21 protein-coding genes and 1 pseudogene are annotated in these 23,213 nt (G+C 69.5%); 2 read left to right on the forward strand and 20 right to left on the reverse strand.

The features are described 5' to 3' along the window. The 13 genes and pseudogenes from OOT46_RS29325 to OOT46_RS29385 all read right to left on the reverse strand — a co-directional run. Nucleotides 1-1,678, reverse strand: a pseudogene (locus OOT46_RS29325) (hypothetical protein); the annotation flags it as partial. A gap of 6 nt (nt 1,679-1,684) precedes the next feature. Continuing rightward, nucleotides 1,685-2,137 (reverse strand): phage tail protein, encoded by a 453-nt coding sequence (locus tag OOT46_RS29330; RefSeq protein ID WP_265407167.1) that lies wholly within the window; start codon nt 2,135-2,137, stop codon nt 1,685-1,687. 26 nt (nt 2,138-2,163) lie between these two features. Next, nucleotides 2,164-4,188, reverse strand: coding sequence for a phage tail sheath family protein (locus tag OOT46_RS29335; RefSeq protein WP_265407168.1), 2,025 nt, complete (start codon nt 4,186-4,188; stop codon nt 2,164-2,166). Nucleotides 4,189-4,221: 33 nt separating this feature from the next. Further along, nucleotides 4,222-5,058, reverse strand: a complete 837-nt coding sequence (locus OOT46_RS29340) for a hypothetical protein (protein ID WP_265407169.1) — start codon at nt 5,056-5,058, stop codon at nt 4,222-4,224. Continuing rightward, entirely contained in the window at nt 5,055-5,663 is a 609-nt protein-coding gene (locus OOT46_RS29345; RefSeq protein WP_265407170.1) for a DUF4255 domain-containing protein, read from the reverse strand. Before OOT46_RS29345 ends, OOT46_RS29340 begins: the two co-directional genes overlap by 4 nt. Before the next feature lie 6 nt (nt 5,664-5,669). Beyond that, nucleotides 5,670-5,930, reverse strand: a complete 261-nt coding sequence (locus tag OOT46_RS29350) for a hypothetical protein (protein WP_265407171.1) — start codon at nt 5,928-5,930, stop codon at nt 5,670-5,672. 291 nt (nt 5,931-6,221) lie between these two features. Beyond that, nucleotides 6,222-7,268: a sigma 54-interacting transcriptional regulator gene (locus OOT46_RS29355; RefSeq protein WP_265407172.1), complete on the reverse strand. Its 1,047-nt coding sequence runs from the start codon at nt 7,266-7,268 to the stop codon at nt 6,222-6,224. A gap of 747 nt (nt 7,269-8,015) precedes the next feature. After that, on the reverse strand, nt 8,016-8,387 hold the full coding sequence (locus OOT46_RS29360; RefSeq protein ID WP_265407173.1) for a hypothetical protein: 372 nt from the start codon (nt 8,385-8,387) through the stop codon (nt 8,016-8,018). A 112-nt stretch (nt 8,388-8,499) separates the two neighbouring features. Further along, complete coding sequence (locus OOT46_RS29365) at nt 8,500-11,610, reverse strand: efflux RND transporter permease subunit (RefSeq protein WP_265407174.1); 3,111 nt, start codon at nt 11,608-11,610, stop codon at nt 8,500-8,502. A 10-nt stretch (nt 11,611-11,620) separates the two neighbouring features. Beyond that, nucleotides 11,621-12,778 carry an efflux RND transporter periplasmic adaptor subunit gene (locus tag OOT46_RS29370; RefSeq protein ID WP_265407175.1) on the reverse strand — a complete coding sequence of 386 codons (1,158 nt, stop codon included), beginning with the start codon at nt 12,776-12,778 and terminating at the stop codon, nt 11,621-11,623. Next, the gene (locus OOT46_RS29375; protein WP_265407176.1) at nt 12,775-13,449 is read right to left on the reverse strand and encodes a hypothetical protein; all 675 of its coding nucleotides are present in this window, start codon (nt 13,447-13,449) and stop codon (nt 12,775-12,777) included. Before OOT46_RS29375 ends, OOT46_RS29370 begins: the two co-directional genes overlap by 4 nt. After that, nucleotides 13,446-14,675: a TolC family protein gene (locus OOT46_RS29380; protein ID WP_265407177.1), complete on the reverse strand. Its 1,230-nt coding sequence runs from the start codon at nt 14,673-14,675 to the stop codon at nt 13,446-13,448. Before OOT46_RS29380 ends, OOT46_RS29375 begins: the two co-directional genes overlap by 4 nt. A 93-nt stretch (nt 14,676-14,768) precedes the next feature. Further along, nucleotides 14,769-15,125: a hypothetical protein gene (locus tag OOT46_RS29385; RefSeq protein ID WP_265407178.1), complete on the reverse strand. Its 357-nt coding sequence runs from the start codon at nt 15,123-15,125 to the stop codon at nt 14,769-14,771. Between the two features lie 214 nt (nt 15,126-15,339). Here OOT46_RS29385 and OOT46_RS29390 point away from each other — a divergent pair, with 214 nt between their 5' ends. Both OOT46_RS29390 and OOT46_RS29395 read left to right on the forward strand, forming a co-directional pair. Further along, nucleotides 15,340-15,609: a helix-turn-helix domain-containing protein gene (locus OOT46_RS29390; RefSeq protein ID WP_265407179.1), complete on the forward strand. Its 270-nt coding sequence runs from the start codon at nt 15,340-15,342 to the stop codon at nt 15,607-15,609. Continuing rightward, nucleotides 15,602-16,864, forward strand: a complete 1,263-nt coding sequence (locus OOT46_RS29395; protein WP_265407180.1) for a type II toxin-antitoxin system HipA family toxin — start codon at nt 15,602-15,604, stop codon at nt 16,862-16,864. Before OOT46_RS29390 ends, OOT46_RS29395 begins: the two co-directional genes overlap by 8 nt. A 213-nt stretch (nt 16,865-17,077) precedes the next feature. Here OOT46_RS29395 and OOT46_RS29400 read toward each other — a convergent pair whose 3' ends face one another. The 7 genes from OOT46_RS29400 to OOT46_RS29430 form a co-directional block, all read right to left on the reverse strand. Next, nucleotides 17,078-17,443 (reverse strand): response regulator, encoded by a 366-nt coding sequence (locus OOT46_RS29400; protein WP_265407181.1) that lies wholly within the window; start codon nt 17,441-17,443, stop codon nt 17,078-17,080. Beyond that, a complete protein-coding gene (locus tag OOT46_RS29405) occupies nt 17,440-18,951 on the reverse strand; it encodes an ATP-binding protein (protein ID WP_265407182.1) in 1,512 nt (503 codons plus the stop codon). The genes OOT46_RS29400 and OOT46_RS29405 overlap by 4 nt, the downstream gene beginning before the upstream one ends. After that, nucleotides 18,951-19,859, reverse strand: coding sequence for an alpha/beta fold hydrolase (locus OOT46_RS29410; RefSeq protein WP_265407183.1), 909 nt, complete (start codon nt 19,857-19,859; stop codon nt 18,951-18,953). Before OOT46_RS29410 ends, OOT46_RS29405 begins: the two co-directional genes overlap by 1 nt. Further along, nucleotides 19,856-20,227 (reverse strand): response regulator, encoded by a 372-nt coding sequence (locus tag OOT46_RS29415; protein WP_265407184.1) that lies wholly within the window; start codon nt 20,225-20,227, stop codon nt 19,856-19,858. Before OOT46_RS29415 ends, OOT46_RS29410 begins: the two co-directional genes overlap by 4 nt. A gap of 10 nt (nt 20,228-20,237) precedes the next feature. Further along, nucleotides 20,238-21,299 (reverse strand): methyl-accepting chemotaxis protein, encoded by a 1,062-nt coding sequence (locus OOT46_RS29420; protein WP_265407185.1) that lies wholly within the window; start codon nt 21,297-21,299, stop codon nt 20,238-20,240. Then, nucleotides 21,296-21,538, reverse strand: a complete 243-nt coding sequence (locus OOT46_RS29425; protein ID WP_265407186.1) for a hypothetical protein — start codon at nt 21,536-21,538, stop codon at nt 21,296-21,298. Before OOT46_RS29425 ends, OOT46_RS29420 begins: the two co-directional genes overlap by 4 nt. Beyond that, on the reverse strand, nt 21,538-23,213 hold a 1,676-nt coding region (locus OOT46_RS29430), incomplete at its 5' end, for a chemotaxis protein CheA (RefSeq protein ID WP_265407187.1). The genes OOT46_RS29430 and OOT46_RS29425, both read right to left, overlap by 1 nt.

A 23,213-nucleotide genomic window follows, 5' to 3' on the forward strand; every position in this document is an offset into this window, starting at 1 on the left:
ACTCCTCCAGCCGGTAGGTGGCGCCAGGCACCACCTGTGTCCAGTACAGCGTGAAACTGCCTTCGGCATCGGGGTCGTCCCCCTTGAGGAAGCGCGGCGCCGGCAGCGGCACGGCGTCGCAGTCCTTGAACGCTTCGCCTGCACATGGATTCGGCGGCTCGGGCAAGGTCGGCAGTTCGACCCACACCTCGATCCTGGGCACTGGCAACCAGCCGGGATGTACCGCGTCGGGGACAGCCAGCAGCGTGGGCTCGTTGATCAGCGCCTCGGCCCGGCCGCCGAAGAGCGCGTGCATGCCACGCAGCGGGCGCAGCTCGCGGCCGGCGTGGCGCAATGCCTCGGCGCGGTCGGCCAGCACGTCGCTGGCGCAGTCGGACAGGACGGGCTCGGCGAAGAGGGTCCAGGAAAACCGGGCCAGGCCGTCGCGTTCCAGCGCTGACAGCGCGCTGGGCAGCGGGCCGAGGCCGGCCTCGAAGTCGGCCAGCTCGGCCAGCGGCAGCCACATCAGCTCACCGTCCTGCGGCGGCGCGGCAAGCGGGAAACCGGTCCCTTCGTCCAGACCAAAGGCGCTGCCTTGGCGCTGCTGCGCGCTGGCGGCCATGCGCAGCGGGGCGGACACCGTGGTCGTGACGGCGTCTTGCGCCTGGAGCTCCAAGCGCAGCACCTGGGCAACACGCTCTTGCGCGCTGGCCTGCCACGCCGCCAGCGCATCGATGGCGGCGTCTTCGAGCCACGGTCGCCCGAACAAGGCCAGCTCGGGCCAGCGACCCGGCTCTGCGGCTTGCAGCAGGTCCACGTGCTCCAGCGACATCCAGCCGCCGTCCGTCAGCTGCGCAAACTGCAAGCGGATCACCTCGCCCCGCTGTGGCAGCGCGCTGGCCGGCAGGCGACAGCGCACGCGCAGCCGGCCGGCATCGTCCCATTCGCCCTCGGCCGCCACGCTATCGGGCGAGGTGGGTGCAGCGCTGACGCTGCGTTCGATCCGCCGCACCTCGAGCGCCGGGGATGCGCCGGCAGCCGCGCGCAAGGCCAGCAGGCCGCGCAACATCACGCGCCGCTGCGCGCCGTGGTCTTCGATCGAGTCTATGCGTCCATGCACACGCCGACCTTCGACTTCGATGCGCAGCAGATCGCCGCTGCGCACGTCCTGCAGGCCCGAGGCCGCAGCGTCGAGCAAGAGCAGATCGCCGGGGCTGGAGGGCAACGGTCTCACGCGCAGCAGCTTGACGTCCAGCCGTGCCGACACCCGCAGCGCATCGGCACCGCTGCCCGGGCTGCCCGCGAGCAGCAGCGCCGGCGCCACACGCCAGCCTCCGGCGCTCCGCTGCGCCAACAGCATCGAGGGCACCGGGAACACCGCGGCCTGTACCTCCTCACCGGTCACCCGCAACACCCAGCAGCGCCGTCCGCCCTGGCTGAAGAAGCTGCGCACCGCCGGATGCAGCAGGCCCTGCACCGGATCGCCGCTGCGCTTGTCCCGCGCCAGAACGATGCGCATGCCGTACACCGCCTCGAACTCGGTCAGGCTTTCCACTGCCACAGCGCGCCCCAGCGGACCGCGCGTGGCAAAGCCGACGAAAAACGCGATGTCCATGCGCGGCAGCACTTCGTCCGGCGCTGGCGCCGGCAGCTCGAAGCGCACGCCGGGCAGACGGCGATGGGGCAGGCTGCGCAACACGCTGCGTCACTCCATCTCGAGGCGCTCGTAGGCCAGCACCAGCTCTTCCATCGCCACGTCGGTGCCCTTGGCGTTGAACGGGCCGCTGGTGTGCTTGATGATGCGGGCGCGCATCAGCTTCCAGGTCTGCACCACCTGCGTGTGGTCCTCGTTCTGCAGCTCGATGGTCACCGTGCGCAGCGCCGACTGGTTGCCATTGCGGATCTCGTCGAGCCATCTGTAGAGCGAGAGCGAACCGATCGCTCCGCGTTTGAGCGTGACATCGGTGGACTTGTTGAGACCGGTGATCTTCAGCACGCTGTTCTCGCCGCTGTTGCCGTTGCGGTACTCGGAAACGGTGACTTCCATGCCCACGCCGCTCACCTCCTGGAATCCGGCGTCCGGGCCTTGGGTGCTGCCGGTGCCGAGGTTCACCAGGAAGTTGAACTGCACGTAAGGTCGGTCTCTCAGGACGGCCATGGCCTTCTCCTTGGTTTGCCAGGGATTCAAACCTTGCGGTCGGCCGTCCACTGGCCGATGCGGAAGATCACGAACTCGGCCGGCTTCAGCGGCGCCACGCCGATCAGGCAGATCAGGCGGCCGTTGTCCAGGTCGTTCTGGGTCATCGTGGAACGGTCGCAGCGCACGAAAAACGCCTTCTCCGGCTTGTCGCCGAGCAATGCGCCGTTCTGCCATTCAGTGAGCAGGAAGTCCTCGATGGTGCGACGCACGTTGGCCCACAGCTGCTCGCCGTTGGGCTCGAACACCGCCCACTGCGTGCCCTTGTCGACCGAGCGCTCCAGGTAGGCAAAGTAGCGCCGCACGTTGATGTACTTCCACTCGGGGTCGGAGCTGATCGTGCGGGCCCCCCACAAGCGCATGCCCCGGCCTTCGAAAAACCGGAAGCAGTTGATGCCTTCGGGATTGAGCACCTCCTGCTGGCCCTTGTTGATCAGCGTCTCGAAGCCCAGCGCCAGCCGCACCTCCTCGTTCGCCGGTGCCTTGTAAACGCCTCGGTCCACGTCGTTGCGCGCATAGATGCCGGCGACAAAACCGCTGGGCGGCAGGTCGATCTCGCCCCGGGTGATCGGGTCCAGCACGGTGACCCAGGGGTAGTACAGCGCCGCGTGTTTGGAGTCCATCCGTGCGCGCATGTTGCGCACCTCCGACATCGTGTGGCCCTGTGCGCTGTCGAGCACCGCGATGCGGTAGCGCATGCGCTCGGCATGGGCGATCAGCAGGCCCGCGATCGCGTTGGCGTCCTCGTCGTAGTGCGCGTAGTTCCAGGTGGACCCCGGCGCCGCAACGATGGAGATGTCCTCCAGGTCTTCGAACTGGTACAGGCCGAGGGCATACGAGCGCGCGGGATCCGCTTCGCCCTCGTAGTCGCCGGCGCCAGGACGCTGGCCGTCGTGGCCGCCGTCGAGCAGGAACTCGGTCGACACACCGAGGGTGAGCTTGTCCTCGACGCCGATCCTGCGGCGGGCTTCTGCATCGGTAGGCCGCAGCAAGGGCAGTGCGTCGCCATCGAACAGCACGGACAGCAGGTCCGTGGCGTTGGCGATGGCGCTGTCGTTGCGCGCGATCACCAGCGGCAGCCGCCGCGCGTCGGCGGTCGAGGCCGGCGCAGTGGCGAAACGATCGAACACCGAGTCGGCGCTGGCGCCCTGGTGGTGCTGAGGGTCGAGCGGCAGGTCAGACCAGGTGCCCAGCGCGCGGCTGCCATCGCGGGACATCAACGTGACGCTGAGCGTGACCACGCGCAGCGTGTCCCCGGCATCGGGCAAGGGATCGGGGAAGAGCTGCTCCAGGGTCTGGCGGCCGGCCGGCACACTGGACGGCGAACCGCTGGCGACCGGCTCGAACTCCCACACCGCGCGGTCCTCGTCCCACAGCGCGGTGTAGAAGCGGCCGAGGTCGTCCGCTACCACCGGGCTGGTGATGTTACGCACCCACACCAGGTCACGATGGGCGAGTGCGCCGACGGTGGTGCGGCGTGCGCGTGTGATGGGGTCCGTGGCCGAGCCGAGGATGTTGGCCCGCGCCTTCAGCGTGAAGCGCACGCGCCAGTTGCCGACGGCGCCCGGATGGCGCGCCCGCACCATCAGGCCGTTCTGCACCTGGTCCACGACGCGAGCGTGGCCGTCTTGGTAGGCCGGTGCGCCGCCCGACCCGGTGGGGGGATCGATGCCGAACTCCTCGCCGGGACCGATCGGTTCGTAGCTTCGCTCGCCGCGAGGCTTGAAGACGCGGGAGATGTAGAGCCGCTTGCCGCCTTCGGTGAAGAAGGCGCGCACCGCGTGCCACAGGAAGTTGGGCACGGTGCCGGCATCGCTGAACACGAGCTCGTCGCCGCTGCCGTAGAGTTGCTCGAACTCGCCGAGGCTGGTCACGATGTCGGGCTCCAGGTGCACCGGACCGAAGCGGGCCGCGCCGATGAAGCCGGTGGTCGTGGTGGACACGCCCTCGATCGTCTTGGCGCGGAATGACACCTCCTCGACGAACACGCCGGGCGCCAGGTATTCAGGCATGGAAGCTCTCCTTCTCGGGTCTGGGGCGCTTCATCACGCGCCGACGAAGAGAAACGACGATCCGCCGCTGCGGGCGACGAGCGGTTCGCCGGCGCGCAGGACCTGCGGGCGCAGGGGCAGCGCGGGAGGCCCGGCGCTTTGCAGCAGCGCCACCTCGGGCTGGCGCTGCAGTGCGTGCAGGTCGGGAACGGCTGTGCCGATGAGCGCCGGGTCCCAGTGGGCGCGAAGCGTCACGTCCCAGCGCTCGCGCTCGAAGTCGGCGGCAGCCGCCGGCGGCGAACCGTGCAAAGGAGGTTCGCGCGGCGGCGGCAGAGCGCAGGGCAACTGCAGGCTGCCCTGTGGGTCGGTCACGCCTTCGCCCAGCCGTGTGGCGCCCAACCACAGCTCCACGCGGGCCCAGGCCACCGGGCGTTCCGGATCGGAGGACCGGCGCAGACAGGCACGCACGATGCCCACCCCGGCCGTCAGGGTGCGGGCGGGTGCGCTGAAAAGCGGCACAAAGGGCGGCGCGTCGGGTCGCGACGCCACCGGACCATCAGGTGCCAGCAGTCCATCGGTGGGCAGATCGGCCTGCAGCCGCATCGGCAAAAAGCGGCCGAGGCGATCGCCCAGTTGCAAGAGGAAGGGGCGCGTGGCGGGTGGCGAGCTGTGGTTGTCGTCGCCGAGCATTCGCCAGCGCGGCAACGAGTGCGCGACGAACACGCCCTGCGCGTTGGCTGCCAGCCCCTGGCGCCGCCCCGTCAGCAGATCGCGCAACTCCACATGCAGGCCCTCGGCCACCACCCGTTGGTCGAAGTTGTCGCGGAACATCACGCCGACCGGCGCGCGAAGCAGCACACGGTCGAACCCGGGGCTGAGTTCGCGTCTCATGACGCCGCCTCCACCCGTTCGGTGCCGAAGCCCAGATCGCGCGTGTGCACCAGTGTCTCGTCGCGGACCAGCAGGTCCGACTCAATGCGCACCAGGCGTGCGACATAGGTGACGGACGTCTGCCAGCGCGCCTTGTACTTGTCCCACAGGCCCAGGTAGTCGGCGAGACCCGGCGGATCGCAGCTGAGTTCCACCGTCTCGTCGGACTCGAAGGCGGGTTGCTCGCGCCGGCTCAACGAGTGGTTGAGCTGGTTGGCCGGCAGCACGGCGTTGTCTTCCAGAAAGCGCATCGCCCATCCGAGCAGCCGCAGCTGGCGCTCGGCCTCGCCGGCCCACGGGGTGAGCAGGAAGTGCAGGTCCAGCGGCAGCGCGGGCCGGCGCAGCGTGCCATCGGCGGCGCGCCGCGGCGGCTGGTTGCGCGCACCGTTCAGCGTGACCCGGTACAGCATCAGGGAGAAGCCCTCCTGCACCGCAGCACTGCCGAAGTCGTGACTCTGGTACAGCGAAAACGTCGGTGCGGAGGTGAACTCGTCGCGCGGGCACTGCTGCTCGATCAGACGCAACAGCGTTCTGGCCACCGCGGCAATCGCAAGATAGCTTGCCATCGCGATTCACCGGTGACGACCGAAGCGCTGCCCGCGCCCGTACGCTGGTTGTGTTTTCAGGGGGTCGAGTTTGTACACCGCGCCCTCTCTTTCCAGTGTGGCCAAGGCTTGCTCGACCGTCGACAGCGGCACCTCGCCGATGCTCGGTGCCAGCCACCAGCGCTGGATGCCTCGCGCCGTGTCGGCCGCACGCGGATGCTTGCGCAGGTAACGACGGATCCAGGTGGCGACCTCGCCCGCGCTGGGGGGTGGGGGAGCAGTGCTCATCGGGGCGCCACCGTTTGCAATGGGATTCGGATTCGGATTCGGAGCAGGAACAGCAAGGCCCGAGCCAACCGAAGGTCGCCACAAATCTTCAATGAACTCAAGCACTTGCAGAATCGACAAGTGGGGGTGGGGCGGTGAGGCCACAGGAGGGCCGGCACGGCCCGCGCCATTGCGAGGCCAAGGCTATGGCGCTCGCGCCGCACCCCGGGGCAGGAGCGCCACGACAACTGCAGGACGCGCCCATCTGAGCCGCTGCCGAGGGCGGACGGGAGGGGGGGCGGAGAGACCGTTTCAGTCGGTGTCCGAGAACGCAGCGCGCAGCAACCCGTACTTCTTCACCAGCTTGCCAAAGCGGCTGCGTTCCTTGCCCGCGAGGCGAGCGGCCAGGCTGAGGTTGCCATTGGCCTGCGCGAGCAGTTCACTGAGGTAGTACCGTTCGAAGTCGGCGATGACCTGCGCCTTTGCTTGTGCGAAGGGCAACCCGAACCAGGACTGCCGCGGCACGGGCTCGCCGCTTGGGGGCCGCGATGCCAGACCGAGGTTGACGAAGGGTCCCTGGGAGAGCAGGAAACAGCGGTGCACCCGGTGCTCCAGTTCACGCACATTGCCGGGCCAAGGCTGAGGGCTCTGCAGGGCCGCGATGCTCTCGGCGTCGAGCCGACGCCCTGGTATGCCGTAGGCCTGCGCGAAGCGCTGCATGAAAGCCTGCGCGAGCAGCAGCGCGTCTCCCTCGCGTTCACGCAAAGGTGGCAGGCTGAGCGTCAGCAGGTTGAGTCGGAACAGCAGGTCCTGACGAAACAGCCCGTCCCGGCTCAAGGTCTCGAGGTCCGCGTTGCTGGCCGCGATCAGCCGCACGTCGGCGTGCCGCAGGCGGGGTGCCCCCACCGGTCGGTAACTGCGATCCTGCACGAAGCGCAGGATGGCCACCTGTGCCCGGGGGCTGAGGGAATTCACTTCGTCGAGAAACAGCGTGCCTTTATCGGCTTGCGTGATGACGCCGTCGCCTTCCCGTTTGGCGTCGGTGAAGGCGCCTCTGACGTGACCGAACAGCTCGGCCTCGAGCAGACTGTCCGGGATCGCGCCGCAGTTCACCGGCACAAAGGGTCCGTCCCGGCGCCGGCTCAGGTAGTGAAGCGCGCGAGCGGCCAACTCCTTTCCAGTGCCCGTTTCTCCACAGAGCAGGACGGTCGCATCGACGGCCGCATATTGAAGCAGCAAGTCCAACACGCCTCGGAAGCGACGTGAGCGGCCGATCAGGTTGAGGGCTGTCCAGTCAGGAAGTGCTGTGGTCGGGCCGAGCTTGAGGTGGGGCGGCGACGCGGGTTGGTCAGTGAACACGGTCTTTCTCCTGTGCCTGTCGAGAACGACCCATCGCGTTTCCTACAACGGCGCTGAGTGTCCGTCCGCGCCGATTCAAGTCAAGTGACGCGGCAGCAGCCGCTGAGGTGCCGCTTTGCGGCGGTATAACGTCTGCAGGATGAATGCATGGCAACTTGGGCCGCGCTGTGACTCTTCGCAGGCGGCACCGGCAGAGATGTCGCGAGCCAGAGACAGGAAGTCAGTTTGGGAACCAGATGAATCGCCGCAGCAGATGCGCATGCCGTGGTTTGATCAGGAGGTACACCCTGGAGCAAGGCATGTTCGCGGAGAACGCCGGCTCCGATGGAACCGCAGGCTCGGAGTACCGCCCCAGAGGAGGCGCTATCTTTTTCCTTATCTTCATCTCTATATGCACGGGAGAGAAACGCGACCACGCGATCCCTGCCAGCGGCGTCGCCAATGCTCGAACAACGATCTCACCATCCTCCCTGGCGATGCGCTGACGGCATCAGTTCCCGGGAAACATAGACGACGTCTGTTCGAACCACCCCCCTAGTCTGCGGGGGGCGTGGCCTGAGCGCTTGCACTTACCTCAGGCCAGGCCCTTCTTGCGATCCGGTGAGATCAGCAGCGCATGCCAGACAGGGGCGGTCATCGTGATGTCCAAGTCGGCCGGCAGCGGGGTTTTCAGGGTTAACCCTGGGTGATTGGCGCCACGTGTTGCACCGAAACCGAGATCACCCCGGCAGGGGCGGCCTGGGGCCATCACTTGACGCTGAAGCGCACCGTCAAGGTCTTCTTCTCGGCATTGGTGAGCGTGGCGACCGCCTTGCTGCCCTTGGCCAGCTTGACGCCCTGGGCTTCGAGCTTGTTCTCGCCGACGGGCTTGAGTTCGACTTCGCTCTTCTCGGTGCCGCTGAGCACCGTCAGCTTGCCGGACAGCCCGGCGGTGTCGAACGGCTGCCCGTGGTCGGTGATGTAGAGGGTGGCCTTGTCGCCTTCGTTCGTCAGCTCGAAGCCGAGGTCTTGCGCCGTTGCGACGATGCCGCCGTGTTGTGCCTTGGTGCCATGTGCCATCGCCACGTTGAACGACAAAGCCGCAGCAGCGACCACCAACAGGCTCAACAGTTTCTTCATATCGATAGCTCCTTCTGTGCAGCACATTGGGTCAGGCTGTGCTGCAGCGGCCTGTTGTGTCTACAACGCACACCCCGCGGCGGACGTCGACACCGGATGAAAGACCGATGTATCAGTACGTCTCGGCGGGGGAGCCCTCCAGCAGGCGTCGCGTCGCACGTTCACCGAGCAGTGCATAGGCCAAGGGCGTCAGCAAGGTGTCCAGCAGCGTCGAGCTGATGAGCCCGCCGAAGATGACCACCGCCACCGGATGCAGGATCTCCTTGCCCGGGGCGTCGGCGGCCAGCAGCAGCGGCGTCAGCGCAAACGCGGCCACGAGCGCCGTCATCAGCACCGGCGGCAGCCGCTCCAGCGAGCCGCGCACGATCATGGTCGGGCCAAAACTTTCGCCCTCGAAGCGGCACAGGTTGATGTAGTGGCTGATCTTCAAGATGCCGTTGCGCGTCGCGATCCCCGCCAGCGTGATGAAACCCACCATCGAAGCCACCGACAAGCTCACGCCCGCGATCCACATCGCCACCACGCTCCCAATCAGCGCGAGCGGGATGTTGGCCATGATGATGCCGGTCAGCACCACGGATTTGTAGCGCGAGTAAAGAACCATGAAGATCATCGCGAGCGACAGCAGCGACAGGGCAAGGATCAGCCGGGTCGCCTGCTCCTGGGCCTGGAACTGACCCTCCAGGCTCACGAAGGTGCCCGCCGGCAAGGCCGTCTGCGCCACCACCGCGCGGATGTCGCCGATGACCCGGCCCATGTCGCTGCCGTCCGTGTTGGCGTAGACGACCATACGCCGGCGGCCGTTCTCGCGGCCGATCTGGTTGGGTCCGTCACTCTCTTCGACGGTCGCGATGCTGGAGACCGGAATGCGGCCTGCCGGCGTGTCGAGCAGCACATTGGCGAGGTCCTGTGGGCTGCGACGCGGGTCCGGCAGGCGCAGCACCAGCTCGTAGCGGCGCGAGCCGTCGACGATCTGGGCGCCGTGCGCACCGTCGGTCAGGGCCTGCAGCATGCGCACCACCTCGGCTGGCGTCACGCCGACCTGGGCCGCCTTGCGGTAGTCGACGCGTACATTGATCTGCGGGATCAACACCTGTTTTTCGACCGTCAGGTCGACCAGTCCGGGGATGCGGGTCAGGCCCAGGCGCATCTGCTCGGCCAGGCTGCGCAGGCTGTCCAGGTCGTCGCCGTAGATCTTCAACGCGATCTGGGCCCGCACCCCGGACAGCAGGTGGTCGAGCCGGTGCGAGATCGGCTGGCCGATCGCCACCGCCGCCGGCAAGGTCGCCAGCTGCGCCCGGATGTCGGCCATCACCGCCTCGCGGTCGCGCTCGGAGCGCTTGAGGTCGACGTCGATCTCGGCCGAGTGCACCCCTTCGGCGTGCTCGTCCAACTCGGCCCGCCCGGTGCGCCGGCCCACCTGGGTGACCTCGGGCACCTCGGCGACCAGCCGCTCCGCGACAGACCCCATGCGGTTGGCCTCTGCCAGCGAGGTGCCGGGGTTGAACATCAAGGACAGGACCAGCGAGCCTTCGTTGAAAGCCGGCAGAAAGGCGCGGGGAAACCACGGCACCGTCGCGGCCGCGCCGACCACGGCCAAGGCCGCGATGGCGATGATGGCCTTGGCACGCGGCAACGACCAGACCAGCAGCCGGGCGTCCTGCCGCTTGAGCCACGCCACCAGCGGGCTGTCACCGTGGTCCAGCCGTTTCATGCCGGGCAGCAGGTAGCTGCACAGCACCGGCGTCACCGTCATCGACACCCCCGTCGACGCCGCGATCGAGACGATGTAGGCGATGCCCAGCGGCGAGAACAAGCGCCCTTCGATGCCGGGCAGCGCGAACAGCGGCACGAACACCAGGACCACGATGGCCGTCGCGTAGACGATGCCCGAGCGCACCTCGACGCTGGCCTGCCGGACCACCTCCAACAGCGGCAGGGGCTGGGCCAGCGCGCGGTTCTGCCTGAGGCGACGCACGATGTTCTCGACGTCCACCACCGCGTCGTCGACCAGTTCGCCGATCGCGATCGCGAGACCGCCCAGCGTCATCACGTTGATGGATTGATCCAGCCAGCGGAACACGAGCGCTGTCACGGCCAGCGACAGCGGGATCGCGATCAGCGAGATCAGCGTGGTGCGGGCCGACAGCAGGAAGGCAAACAGCACGATGGCGACCATCACCGCGCCGTCTCGCAAGGCTTCCGTCACGTTGCCGATCGAGGCCCCGATGAAATCAGCCTGGCGGAACAGCACCTTGGGCGCGCTCTGGCCCTTCGGCAGGCCTTGCTGCAGCTCGGTCAAGGCAGTTTCGATCTCGCGCGTCAGCCGCACGGTGTCGGCCGCCGGCTGCTTCTGCACGCTGACGATGACCGCGGGCGCGCCGTTGTAGCCGGCGTCGCCGCGCTTGAGCCCCGGCGCGAAACGCACCGTGGCGACCTGTTCGAGCAGCACCGGACGGCCGTCCTGGAAGGCGACCGCCAGCCCCTGCAGATCCTCCACCCGGTTGGTGCGCGCCAGGTGGCGGATCAGGTACTCCCGGCTGTTGAGGTCGATGAAGCCGCCACCGGCATTGCCGGCGAAACCCTTGAGGGCCCGCTCGACCTGGCTCAGGGAAACGCCGAACTGCGCCAGGCGCGCCGGGTCGGGTTCGACCCGCAGCTGCCGCACGTCCCCGCCGATCGGGATCACCTGCGAGACGCCCGAGATCGAGAGCAGCCGGGGCCGCAACACGAAGTCCGCGTACTCGCGCACCTGCATGGGCGTGGCGGCCTGCTCGCCGCCTTGCAAGGGCAGCGCGATCAGCATGATCTCGCCCATGATGGAGGACACCGGGCCCATGATCGACGTGACGCCCTCTGGCAGCTGCTCCCGGGTCAGTGCCAGGCGTTCGAACACCAGCTGCCGGTTGCGGTAGATGTCGGTCCCCCAGTCGAACTCCGCGTAGACGATGGACAGGCCGACGCCGGAGGTCGAGCGCACCCGGGTCACCCCAGGCATGCCGTTCAAGGAGGTCTCCACCGGGAAGGTGACCAGCTGCTCGACCTCCTCGGGCGCCATGCCGCCGGCCTCCGTCAACACCGAGATCACCGGTTTGTTGAGATCGGGGAAGACGTCGACCGGCGTGCGCCAGGCCGAGTAGGCCCCGTAGGCCATCAACAGCGCCGCAAACGCCAACACGAACAGCCGGTTGGCCAGGCTGAAACGAACAATCCAGTTGAACATTGTCGCGGCCTCAGCGGATCTGGTTGATCAGCGCCGCGCCCTGGACCACCACCCGGTTGTCGGCCGCGAGGCCCTGGGTGACGATCACCGTCTCGGCATCAAGCGGTCGGGTCACCACGGGCTGGGCCAGAAACCGCTCGGCCGTGTCCTTGATCCAGACCACCGGTTCGTTGGCGGCGTTGCGCACCACACTCTGCGCGGGCAGCACGATGCCCTTCAGGCGCTCCTTCAGGCGGGCCACCACGGTCACCGGCTGGCCGACGGCCAGCGCGGGAGGCGTTCGGCCTGCGGCCGTCTGGAGGCGGAAGGTCAGCGGCAGCACGCCCTCGCGCAGGCTGCGCGACGCCCCGACCAGGCGCAGCTCGCTGTCCGCCATCCCGCTCAGCGTGCCGCGCTCGAGGCGGCCGGGCAGACTGGCGTCGGCCGTCGTCGCCTCGATCAACAGCCGGTTCGGATCGATGATCTCGAACAGCACGTCGCGCGCCTCGACCACTTGTCCGGCCAGCACGTCGGCTTTGGCGATGACGCCCGAAACGGGCGCGACCAGGCCCTCGCGAGAGCGCAAGCTGCCGCCGATCGCTCGCTCACGCTCGCGCAGGCTGCCCAGCTCGGCTCGGGCGGCCTCGATGTCCTTGCGGGGCACCGTGCCTTCGAGCGATTCCAGCCGCTGCAGGCGCTGCTCGGCGAGCTGACGGGCGGCTCTCAGCTGGGCCAGCTCGGCCTGCTGGTTGGCGGCCGCATACGGCTCGGCGTGGTGGTGCACGTAGGCCAGCAGCTGGCCCTTGCGCACCGCCTGGCCGGCCACCGGCAAGCCGTTCGGCCCCGGCTCGATGCGTCCGCCGTGCACGGCTTGCACGCGACCGCCGGCGTTGGGGTCGATCAGGACGCGCCCATTCAGCTCGACGCTGGCGGCGGCCTCGCCCAAGGGCGCGAGCAGCGTGCGGATGCCCATGCGGCGCTGGGCCAGCTTGGGCACGTTGACGCTGCCGTCCGGCAAGCGGGCGAGCCCGGACGCGTTGACCGTGGCCGGCGCGTCCAGATGTTCGCCGTTCGGTCCGTGCGCACCCGGGCCGGCGTGGGCAGGGCTGAACACCACGGCACACAGACCGAGGGCGAGGGCGGCGACGCGGCCCGGGATGCCGAGAGGGGGGCCAAAGAGCAGGCTCATGCTTGCCCCTGGGTGCGCGCGGCGCGCTTCTGGCGCCGCTGCCACCAAAGCCCGCCGAGCGCGAGGGCGGCCAAGCCCCCGACCACGACCGTGCTGCGAGCCACGCTGCCGTGCTCGTGCGGCGCCTCCTCGTGGGCGTGCGCGCCTGGTCCGTGCGCATGGCCGTGCCCTGCTGTCATCGCCGCGCTGCCGGCCGCCGCGTCGGCCACGACCAGTGTGCCGTCCAGCAAGTCGGTCTCTGCGCCGGCGACCACCGTGAAGATCAGGGGGTGGCTGCCCGGTCGCGCCAGCAGTTTCAGGAATTCGGGGTCGGCCACCGCATAGTCGCCGTGGTCCGCATGAAAGGTGGCCGTCGCCCTGCGGCCCTCGGATTCCACTTCAAGCTGGGCTCGCAGCACCGGCTCGTTGGTCTCGAAGCGGTCGATGAGCACCGAGAGTTCACCCCCGCTCAGCGTGGCGACGAGTTCGAAAGCCTCGGACTGGGCCTCCAAGCGCGGCGCCCCGTTGGCGGCCGCGCCGGCCGTTTGGGCCGGCGTGTCCAGGTGTTCGCCGTTCGGGCCGTGTGCGCCCGGGCCGGCGAAGGCCGGCTGGACCAGGGACAGGGTCAGCAGAAGCGCCGCCAGGGAGCGGGTGTGGCGACCGTGGCGCGCAAGGTCAGGGGTCAGGGTCATGGCATCAGTCCAAGAGCTTGGTGGAGGCGGGCGCGGGCGAGGCCGAGGGCGGCCTGTTGCCGGGCCACGGCGGCGTCGGCCTGATGGGCGGCGGAGAGGGCGCGCAGCAGGTCGGGCAGGGCGGTTTCGCCGGCCTGGAAGGAGGTGTCGAGCAGCCGCGCGCGCTCGCGCAGCAAGGCGGCGCGGGACTGCTCAGCGGTGAGCTGGTGCTGCGCGGCCTCGAGGCCGCCGCGGGCCTCGGTCAGTCGGGCCACGAGGCGCTCGCGCACCCGTTGCAGTGCCACCTCGGCGACTTCGCGCCGGCTCAAGGCCTCCGCCTCGAGTTCCCGGCTGCCGGCGTCGACGCCGATGGGCAGTCGCAAGGCGACGCCCAGGCTGCGTTCGCGAGGCTCGCCCCGCGCTGCGCTTTCTTGTCTCGCGCTCACTGTGAGTTCCGGCGGGCTGCGGCGTGCTTGCCGCAAGGCGTCGAGGTGGTGCCGCGTGCGCTCGACTTCGGCCTCGGCGCTCAGAAGTTCCGGGTGACTCGCTGGCGGCTGGGCCTCGGCGGCCGCGGCGCCAGGTTCGCTGGGATCGACCGGCCCCGACAGGCCCGTCAATGCGGTCCAGCGAGACCGTGCCACCGTCAGGGCCTGGCGCGCCTGGGCGACCGCACCTTGGGCGGCGAGCAACTCGGCCCGTGCCGCCATGCCGTCGGCGCGCGCCAAATCCCCGGCGGCCACACGTCGGTCGGTGTCATCGGCCAAGCGCTGCAGCGTCTGCTGCTCCTGCCGGGCCGACTGCAAGGCCGCTTGCTCGGACGCGAGGGCCCAGGCAGCGAACCGGACCTCACCGGCGAGGGCGAGACGGGTGGCGGCTGCACTGGCTCTGGCCGCCGAGGCCTGCGCCTCGGCATCCGCCTGGCGAGCTCCTCGCTGGCCGAGCCGCCACAGGGGCACAGAGACGCCCAGTTCGGTTTCTCGCGCGCCGCGATCGTCGTGCAGACGGTCACTTCGGTGCTCCAAGGTCAGCGCCGGAGCGGCCGGGGTCCAGGCGGTGGCCGCGGCGCGGGCCGCGTTGGCCTCACGTTCGCGACCTCGGCTCTCGGCAGCCACGGTGGCCCGTTGCCAGGCTGCTTCAACGGCGTGGGCCAGGCTCGTCCCGGGCACCACGACCGGTTCTGCTGCAATGACGCTGCAGCAGACCGCGCCGGCCAGCAGGCCAGGCGCAAACCATCGGTGGATGTTCACGTCAATGAATGCGGTTCAACGGGCGCGACAGGCGCGAACGGCGGTCGCGCACCCGATCCGGCCCGCGTCACGCGGGCCGGCGCCAACATAAAGTCAGCGGGTGGACCGAGGCGGCCGTCTCAGGCCCTCGAGAAAAGGCGCTGGGGGAACGGTGACCGACAGAGAGGGCGGGCTCTCATCCGCAAGCAGGGCGGGTGACCAGGCCGGAACGGCCGGCAACACCGGCGCGTTGCTCAACGGGGTGTCGAGCTGGACGTGCTGGCGCGACTCCTGGGAATCGTCTTCGTGGACACTGCCGTCGTCGTGATGATGGTGTGCTTCATCGATCCAGTGCGCGACGGCATGCGACATGTCGCCGCCGTGTACGTCCCACAGTGCCTCGGCTGCCGTGGCGACGGATTGCCAGGGCAGCAGGACAAGCATCAGGACGACAGCGAGCCAGCGGGACATGCGCGGCATTCTAGGGCAGCCCGCTTTACCGCGACGCGCGGGGGAAGGAGGTCACCCTCGCACCACACCTTGCAAAAGCATGGAGGCGGATGGAAGGCGCGCATTTGCCACAGGGTTCTGCCGGCTGAAGCCCCGCTTCATTGACGAGATGCGACACAGATAGCGGTGTACGACATGCCTGACAAAAGACGATGAGTCGTCTAATATGTCCGGCATGTCAGACACAATTCGGCTGCTGCACGACGCAGGATCGGCGGTTCGCAAGCTCCGCAAGGTCAAACGCGTCCCTGCTTCGCGCCTTGCCGACATCTCCGGGAAAAGCCGAGACACCTTGCACCGGCTGGAGCGAGGGGAGGATGTCTCGCTGAGCACCTTCCTCGCGGTGCTCAGCGCGCTTGGCTGCGGCATAGACATCAAGGAGCTGGGCCGGCCCACGCTGGAGGAAATGAGCCGCCGCTTTGCCGAGGAAGACGACCGTGAATGAGCTGCCGGAGAAGGTCAAGCTGCTGAACGTGCGCATCGCCGCCGCTCTTGCCGGCACGCTGGTCCGCGAGTCCCAGTACGTTTTCACTTACGGAAGTGCCGAGGCAGAGCAGCCGGCGGTCAGCATGCTCATGCCGCCGAGCCGTACAACGTGGTCCGACGGCGACCTGTTCCCGTCGATGGACATGAACCTGCCCGAGGGCTTTCTGTTCCAGCGGATCATCGAGCTTTATCCAAAGCGCTCCATCACCAAGATGCACCTGCTGGCGCTGGCGGGCGACAACGGCATCGGCCGGGTCGGATACGCAGTCGGTGACGCGGCCCGGAAGCCGAGCGCGGTGGTTTCGCGCCAGGAGCTGCTTTCCAGCCAGGCGGGGGGCGATTTCTTCCAGCGGCTGGTGAGCGCCTACCTGTGGACCGGCGCCGGGATCTCGGGAGTTCAGCCCAAGATCATGATTCCCTCGCGCGTGTCCATCCCGATCCCGGATCTGATCGTGAAAAGCGCGGGGCCTCAGTACCCGGGCCTCGCCGCAAACGAGTTCATCTGTTTGAGCGCTGCCGCCCATGCCGGCATAGAGGTGCCCCGGTTCGACCTTTCGGCAAACGGAGACATTCTCGCCATCGACCGTTTCGATATCGGTAGCGCTGGCCAGCGCCTTGGGTTCGAGGACATCGCCGCCCTGATGGCGCTGCGAGTCCATGACCGGTTCTCGGAGAGGAAGTACCAGGGCAGCTACGAGGCGATCACCGAAGTCATCCGGCTGTTCTCGGCGGCACCAGGCGAAGACCTCCAACGGTTTTTCGAGCAGCTTGCCTTTTCGGTGATGGTGCGCAACGGCGATGCCCATCTGAAGAATTTCGGTCTGCTCTACACGAAGGACGATGACGCCCGTCTGGCGCCGATGTTCGATGTGGTCACGACCACCGTCTACAAGTACGAGCGGCCGGGCGGCTTCGAAGACGTCGACCGCACGATGGCGCTCAAGTGGCGCCGGGGAAAGAAGTACGCCTCCAAGGCATACCCGACCACGGAAGAGCTGCTCGCGTTCGGACGCGAGCTGTGCGGCGTACCGCAGCCGAGGGGGGTGGTGGAGCGGATCGCAGACGCGATGGTCCAGGCACTGGCCGATGCAGAGAAAGACTCGCGCGTTCCTCGTGAATTGCTCACGCTCATGAGGGAGCAATGGAACATCGGCCTGTCCTATGCGCAGGAGTGCAAGGCATCGAAAGGATTCCGCGCAGGGATGAGGCCGTGATCGAAGGCCGTCGCGCGACGTAAAAGTGTGCGGGTCGTGCGCATGCCAGTACCTTTGTACACCGCGACCGAACGCATGGAGGGTAGGCCGGCCTTCGAAGCGTGAAGACAATGGCACCTGGACCGAAGCGAAGTAAACAAGCAATTCCCAGCCCTGCCGACCGCGGCCTGCAGCCCCGTTACGTGCAACGGCTCTTGCTTCGCGCCCACGGGTTCAGGCGCCCGGCAGCACCTGCTTGATGATCTTCACCAGCTCGGCCGCGGCCACCGGCTTGACCAGCCAGCCGGTCGCGCCAAGCTTCTTGGCCTCGTCGCGCTTGGCCTGCTGGCTCTCGGTCGTGAGCGTCAGGATGGGCGTGAAGCGCAGCACCCGGCGCGTCTCGCGGATCAGCTCCAGCCCGTCCATCTTCGGCATGTTGATGTCGGTGACGATCAGGTCGGGCTTGAGCCCGCCCTTGAGCTTGGCGAGCGCCTGTTCGCCGTCGGGCGCGGTGTCGACCTTGAAGCCGGCGATCTCGAGCGAGCTCTTCAGGCTCATCAGCATGGTGGCGGAGTCGTCGACGATGAGGAGGTGTTTCATGACGTGGGGTCCTGGGGGAGGGGGGAGGGGGTGGGCTCACGGGCCGGCGGGGCCGGCGGCAGCAGCACGCTGACCACCGTGCCGGCGCCCGGCTCGCTCTGCACCAGCACCTGGCCGCCGTGGTGGGCGACGATGCCGTGCACCGCGGCAAGGCCGAGGCCGGTGCCTTCCCCGACCGGCTTGGTGGTGAAAAACGGTTCGAAGATCTTGGACAGCAGCTCCGGCGGGATGCCTTCGCCGCTGTCGGCGATGCGCAGGCGCGCCATGCGCGGCGTGGCGTGGCCGGCATCGACGAGGTCCGGCGGGGTCTCGATGACGTCCACCGTCAGCCGCACCTGCCCGCCGCCGCGGCGCATCGCGTAGGCGGCGTTGTTGACGAGGTTCAGCAGGCATTGCTCCAGCTGCGCCTGGTCGACCTCGACCCGGCAGTCCTCGTCCACGCGGATGGCGACGCACACCCCCAGCGGCAGGCCGGCGGCCAGCAGCGCACGGCACCGCTCCACCAGCTGGGCCAGCGAGACCGTCTCGAGCCGCTGCGGCGTCTGGCGGGCGAAGTCCAGCAGCTGGCGCACCAGCGCGGCGGCCTTCTCGCCGGCGTCGACGATGCGGCCGAGGTTGCGCAGCTGGCGGCTGCCGGGCGTGGCGTCGGCCTGGCACAGCTCGGCCAGCCCGATCATCGAGCCGAGCAGGTTGTTGAAGTCGTGCGCGACGCCGGCGGCGAGCTGCGTGATGGCCTGCAGCTTGTCGTGGTCGCGCAGGCGTTCGTCCAGCTGCTGCTGGTCGGTGACGTCATACAGCGCGCCGCGCCACGCCACTTGCCCGCCGGGGAGGGGTTCGCCTTTGGCGTGCATGCGCACCCAGCGCGTGCCGGCCGGGCCGGCCAGGCGCAGCGTGAGCGGGCGCGGCGCGAAGCGCTCGGGCCCCGGGCGCAGGCAGCTGCCGAACCGCTGCCCGTCCTCGGGGTGCAGCGCCGCGAGCAGCGGTGTGGCGTCCGTGGCCAGCGCGGCCGGGTCGAGGCCGGTGAGTTCGGTCAACCCGCGGCTGGCGTATTCCAGCCGCAGGCTGGCGCCCGGCCCCTGCAGCAGCGAGAACAGCACGCCGGGCAGCTGGTCCGCGGTGCGGCGCGCCTGCAGCAGCTGGTCCTCCATCTGGCGGCGCTGTCGCAAGGGCATCAGGGCGAGGTCGTTGATCCCCTCGGCGTCGCCGGTCCAGCGCGTCGCGCTGGCGAGCACGTGCAGGTCGCGGCCGTCCCCGTTTCGCAGCACCAGTTCCACCTCGTCCACGCGCGCCTGGATGCGCAGCAGCGGCAGCATCACCACTTCCGCGTAGAGGCGTGCGCCCGGGCTGAGCAGGTCGGGGAAGCGCAGCGTTTCCAGGTCCTCGCGACTGCGGCCGAGCAGCGCCAGCAGCTCGTCGTTCACGCCGAGCAGCCGGCCGTCGTCGGCGAAGCGCAGCAGGCCGCAGGGCACGCGCCGGTCGCCCAGCAGGCGCAGGGGAGCGGCCGGCATCACGCGTCCTCCGCACGCCAGAGCGCCAGCTCGGCCGTGATGGCGGCGATGACCTCGCGCGGATGGCTCACGTGCGGGCAGTGGCCGGCGGCGTCGAGCCGGCGCTGGCGCCCGCGCGGCAGCTTGCGCTCCAGGTACTCGCCCACCGAGGGCGGTGCCAGCGGGTCGGCACTGCACTGCAGGACCAGGGTCGGTTGCTGCAGCAGCGGCAGCAATGCGCGGTGGTCGCTCATGAAGCTGATGCGAGCGAACTCGCGTGCCACGCCGGGGGCCATGCGGCAGAAGCTGCGGTGCAACTCGTCCGCCAGCTCGGGCCGTTCGGCGTTCTGCATCACCATCGGCGCCAGGAACTCGGGCCAGCGCAGCTCGTTGCGCTCGATGAGCTCGACCAGCCCGGCGATCTCCGCGAGCGCGAAGCCGCCGTGGTAGTCCGGCGGATGGTCGACGAAACAGGGCGAGGGCGCGATCCAGATCTGGCGCTCGAACACATGCGGCGACGTGATGCCGGCGAGCAGGCCCATCATCGTCGACACCGAGTGGCCGACGAAGCAGACGCGCTCCAGCGCGAGCGCCTGGCACAGCTCCAGCAGGTCCTCGGCATAACCGCCCAGCGCGGCATGGCGCGCGCCATAGGCGGCGCTGTCCGAGCCGCCGGCGCCGACATGGTCGAACAGGACCACCCGGTGGTCGGCCTCGAAGGCCGGCGCCACCTCGCGCCACAGGGTCTGGTCGCAGCCGAATCCATGCGCGAACAGCAGCGTGCGCGGCCCGCTGCCGCGGACGCTGACGGCGTGACGCCGGAGCACCGCATCGCGCCGCTCGTGCGGTAGCGGCGCCGCGGCGGGTGCCATCGGCTGGCTCCCCTGCCGCGCGACGGGTGCCGGCGTCCCGAGGGAGGCAAGGCTCATGACGCCAGCGCCTCTTGCACCGCCTGCTTCAGCTGGCCTCGGTTGAAGGGCTTGCAGAGCTGCAGCGTGGCGCCGGCCAGGCTGGCGGTCTGCAGGTTGAACTCGGGCGAGAGCACGCGCCGACCGCCGGAGATCGCCAGGATGGGTAGCGCCGCGCCGCGGCGGCGCAGCTCGACGATGAGCTCGGCACCATCCATGCCGGGCATCAGCACGTCGGTGATCACCAGGTCGAAGTGCTCGGCCTCGAAGCGGTCCAGGCCTTCGCGGCCGCCGACGGCCTCGACGACCCGGTGGCCGTCCAGCTCGAGCATCTGCAGCACCGTGTCGCGCAGCAGCTCGTCGTCGTCGATGAGCAGGATCTTGGCCATCGCGGCCTCCTCAGAAAAGTTCGATGCGCGCCGCCGGCGCGCCGGGTTGTTCGTCCGCGGCCGCCTCCGGATCGCGATGCAGGGCTTCGCCGGCGACGTAGTCGGCTGCCAGCGCCAGCGCGCGCTCGCGCAGCGGCGCGAGGTCGGGCCGGTCGGCGCGCAGCGCGTCGAACAGCGTCTCGATCAGCGCGTCGCGGGACTGCAGCGCCGGGCTCACTCGGTCGATGATCTGCTTGAAGACGTCCTGGTACTGCGCGGTGTCGAGCAGCGACGCGATGCCGTGGTCCAGCTCGGAGTGGTGGCGCGTCACCGCGACCATCAGCATCTGGTAGAAGTCGCGCATGTCGACGTAGCTCTCGTCCAGCTGCTGCGTCATCTCGGCCAGGCGCTGCGACTCGGCCTCGTTGTGACGGGTGCGGGCCTGGAACTCCTCGCTGTAGCCGCCTTCGACCGTCTTCACCAGCGTGGCGATGTCGGCGTCGATGCGGCCCGCGGTCTGGTTCGACTCGGTGGCCAGGCGCCGGACCTCGCCGGCCAGCACCGCGAAGCCCCGGCCGGCGCTGCCGGCGCGCGCCGCCTCGATCGCGGCGTTGATCGCGAGGATCTCGGTCTGGCGCGCCATGCCGCGGATGGTCTCGGTCATCTGCTGCAGCTTCTTGACCTCGCCCACCAGGCTCTGGAAGTGCGCCCGCTCGGCGGCGATCTGCTCGGGCAGCTGCCGCACGAAGGTGGCCAGCTCCGCGATGATGTGCGCGTTGCGCTGGATGCCGCTCTGCATCGCGTCGCTCTGGGTGCGCGCGTGCCCGAGGTAGTCGATCAGCCGGGCCGAGAGCTGGCGCAGGCCGCTGGCCCGCTCCATGCCCTGCAGCGCCTGGGTCTCCGACAGCGAGACGGCACGCTGCAGCTGCAGGCCCAGCTGGTGGTCCAGCTCGCGCGAGCCGGCCTGCACGTCGGCCAGCACCGCGCCGGTGTCTGAGCCGAGGCCCGCACGGCGCGGCAGGCAGGCGGCACTGCCGCGCCGGAGCGCGCGGCCCAGCCGGGCCAGGCGTGCGCCGAATCGGGTCGTCGTCATGCCGGCGCTCCTTCGAGGCCCGCCAAGGCGGCGGCGAGCCAGCGCTCGCGCGGCAGCGACAGCACGCGCGGGCGCAGCGCCAGCAGCACCTGCAGGGCGGCCGCGTGCAGGTGCTCGCAGTCGCTCAGGTGGACGGCAGGGCGCGGCAGGCCGCGCAGGTGCTGGGCCAGGGCTTCGGCGTCCTCGACGCCCACCGTGGCGTCGAGCACCGCATGGTCGGGAAGGTACTGGATGCCCATCAGAGCAGCTCCTTGGGATTGAGGATCATCAGCACGCCGCCGTCGCCCATCAGCGCGGTGCCGGCGAAGCCGGTCATGCCGGCCAGCACGCCTTCGAGCGGCTTGAGGATGATGTCGCTGGCGCCGAGGAACTGGTCCACGACCAGCCCCGCGTTCTCGCCGCCGATCCGGACCACGAGCACGGCGAGCTCGCCGTCGTCGTTGGTTGCCTGCGCGGCGTCGAGCGCCAGCATGTCGTTGAGGTCGCGCAGCGGCACGATGCGGCCGCGCAGCACCGTGGTGCGGGCCTGCTTGAAATGGTGGATGTCGTCGCGGTGCACGCGCACCGTCTCGACGATCAGGTCCATCGGCACGCCGAAGCGGCGTCCGGCGCTCTCGATCACCATCACGTTGGTGACGGCCATCGACAGCGGCAGCGACAGGCGCAGCGTGGTGCCCAGGCCAGGGCGGCTCGCCAGCGTCACCTGGCCGTTGACGCGCTCGACGGCGGTGCGCACGACATCCATGCCGACGCCGCGGCCCGACAGGTCGGAGACCGTCTCGGCGGTCGAGAAGCCGGGCAGGAAGATCAGCTGCACCGCCTGCTCGTCGCTCAGCGCCGCGGCCCGGTCGGCCGGCACCAGGCCGCGTTCGACCGCCTTGGCGCGCACTCTTGCCGCGTCGACGCCGGCGCCGTCGTCGGCGATCTCGATCACGACGCGGTCGGCTTCCTGGCGGGCCACGATGCGGATCGTGCCGTGCGCCGGCTTGCCGGCGGCCAGGCGCCGCGCGGGCTGCTCGATGCCATGGTCGAGGCTGTTGCGCAGGATGTGGATCAGCGGGTCGGCGAGCGCCTCGATGACGTTCTTGTCGGCCTCGGTGTCCTCGCCCTCGATCTGCAGCTGCACCTCCTTGCCGAGCCGGCGCGAGAGGTCGCGCACGAGCCGGCCGAAGCGCTGGAACACCACGCCGACCGGGAGCATGCGCACCTCCATGATGGCGCGCTGCATGTCCTCGGCGATGCGGTGGATCACCGCGTACTGGGCCTTGATCTCGCGCGCCAGCTCGCGCTGGCCGAACACCGCCTCGGCGCGCTGCGCCAGGTAGGGCAAGCCGTTCTTGGCCACCACCATCTCGCCGATCAGGTCCATCAGGCGGTCGACCTTCTCCTGGCCGACCTTCAGCACGCGCTGGGGGCGCTCGCCGGTGCCGCCGTCCTCGGCACGGCGCGGATCCTCGGCCGTGGCCGGCGCGGCCGCGGCGCCGCCCGGCACCCGGGTGGCGGCCCAGGCGGCGAGCATGCCCGCCTCCACCGGGCTCGGCAGGGCGTCCAGCTCCGACAGGGCCGCCGCGCCCGTCTCGCTCGGCATGGCGCGCAGCAGGCCGCGCAGCGCGCGGCGGGTCGCTTCCACGGTGTGCGGTGCGATCGCGGGGCGGGCCAGCAGGGCCAGCTGCTCGCGCCACAGGGCGGCCGCCCGCTCGCGCAGCGCGGGCGGCTCGTCGTCCGCCGGCGCCACGCCTTGTGCCGGAGCCGGGGCCGGTACGTGCCATTGCACCTGCTCGGGCACGCAGCGGAAGTGCTGCTCCAGCTCGGCCCGGGTGGCGTCGCTCAACAGCACCAGGTCCAGGTTGCAGCGGTAGCAGTCCCAGTCGGCCAGCGCATCGGCGTCTGCCGGCCACGGCTCGCGCGCCTGCA

It is taken from the genome of Aquabacterium sp. A7-Y, from assembly GCF_026153205.1.
Classification (GTDB): Bacteria; Pseudomonadota; Gammaproteobacteria; order Burkholderiales; family Burkholderiaceae_C; genus Caldimonas.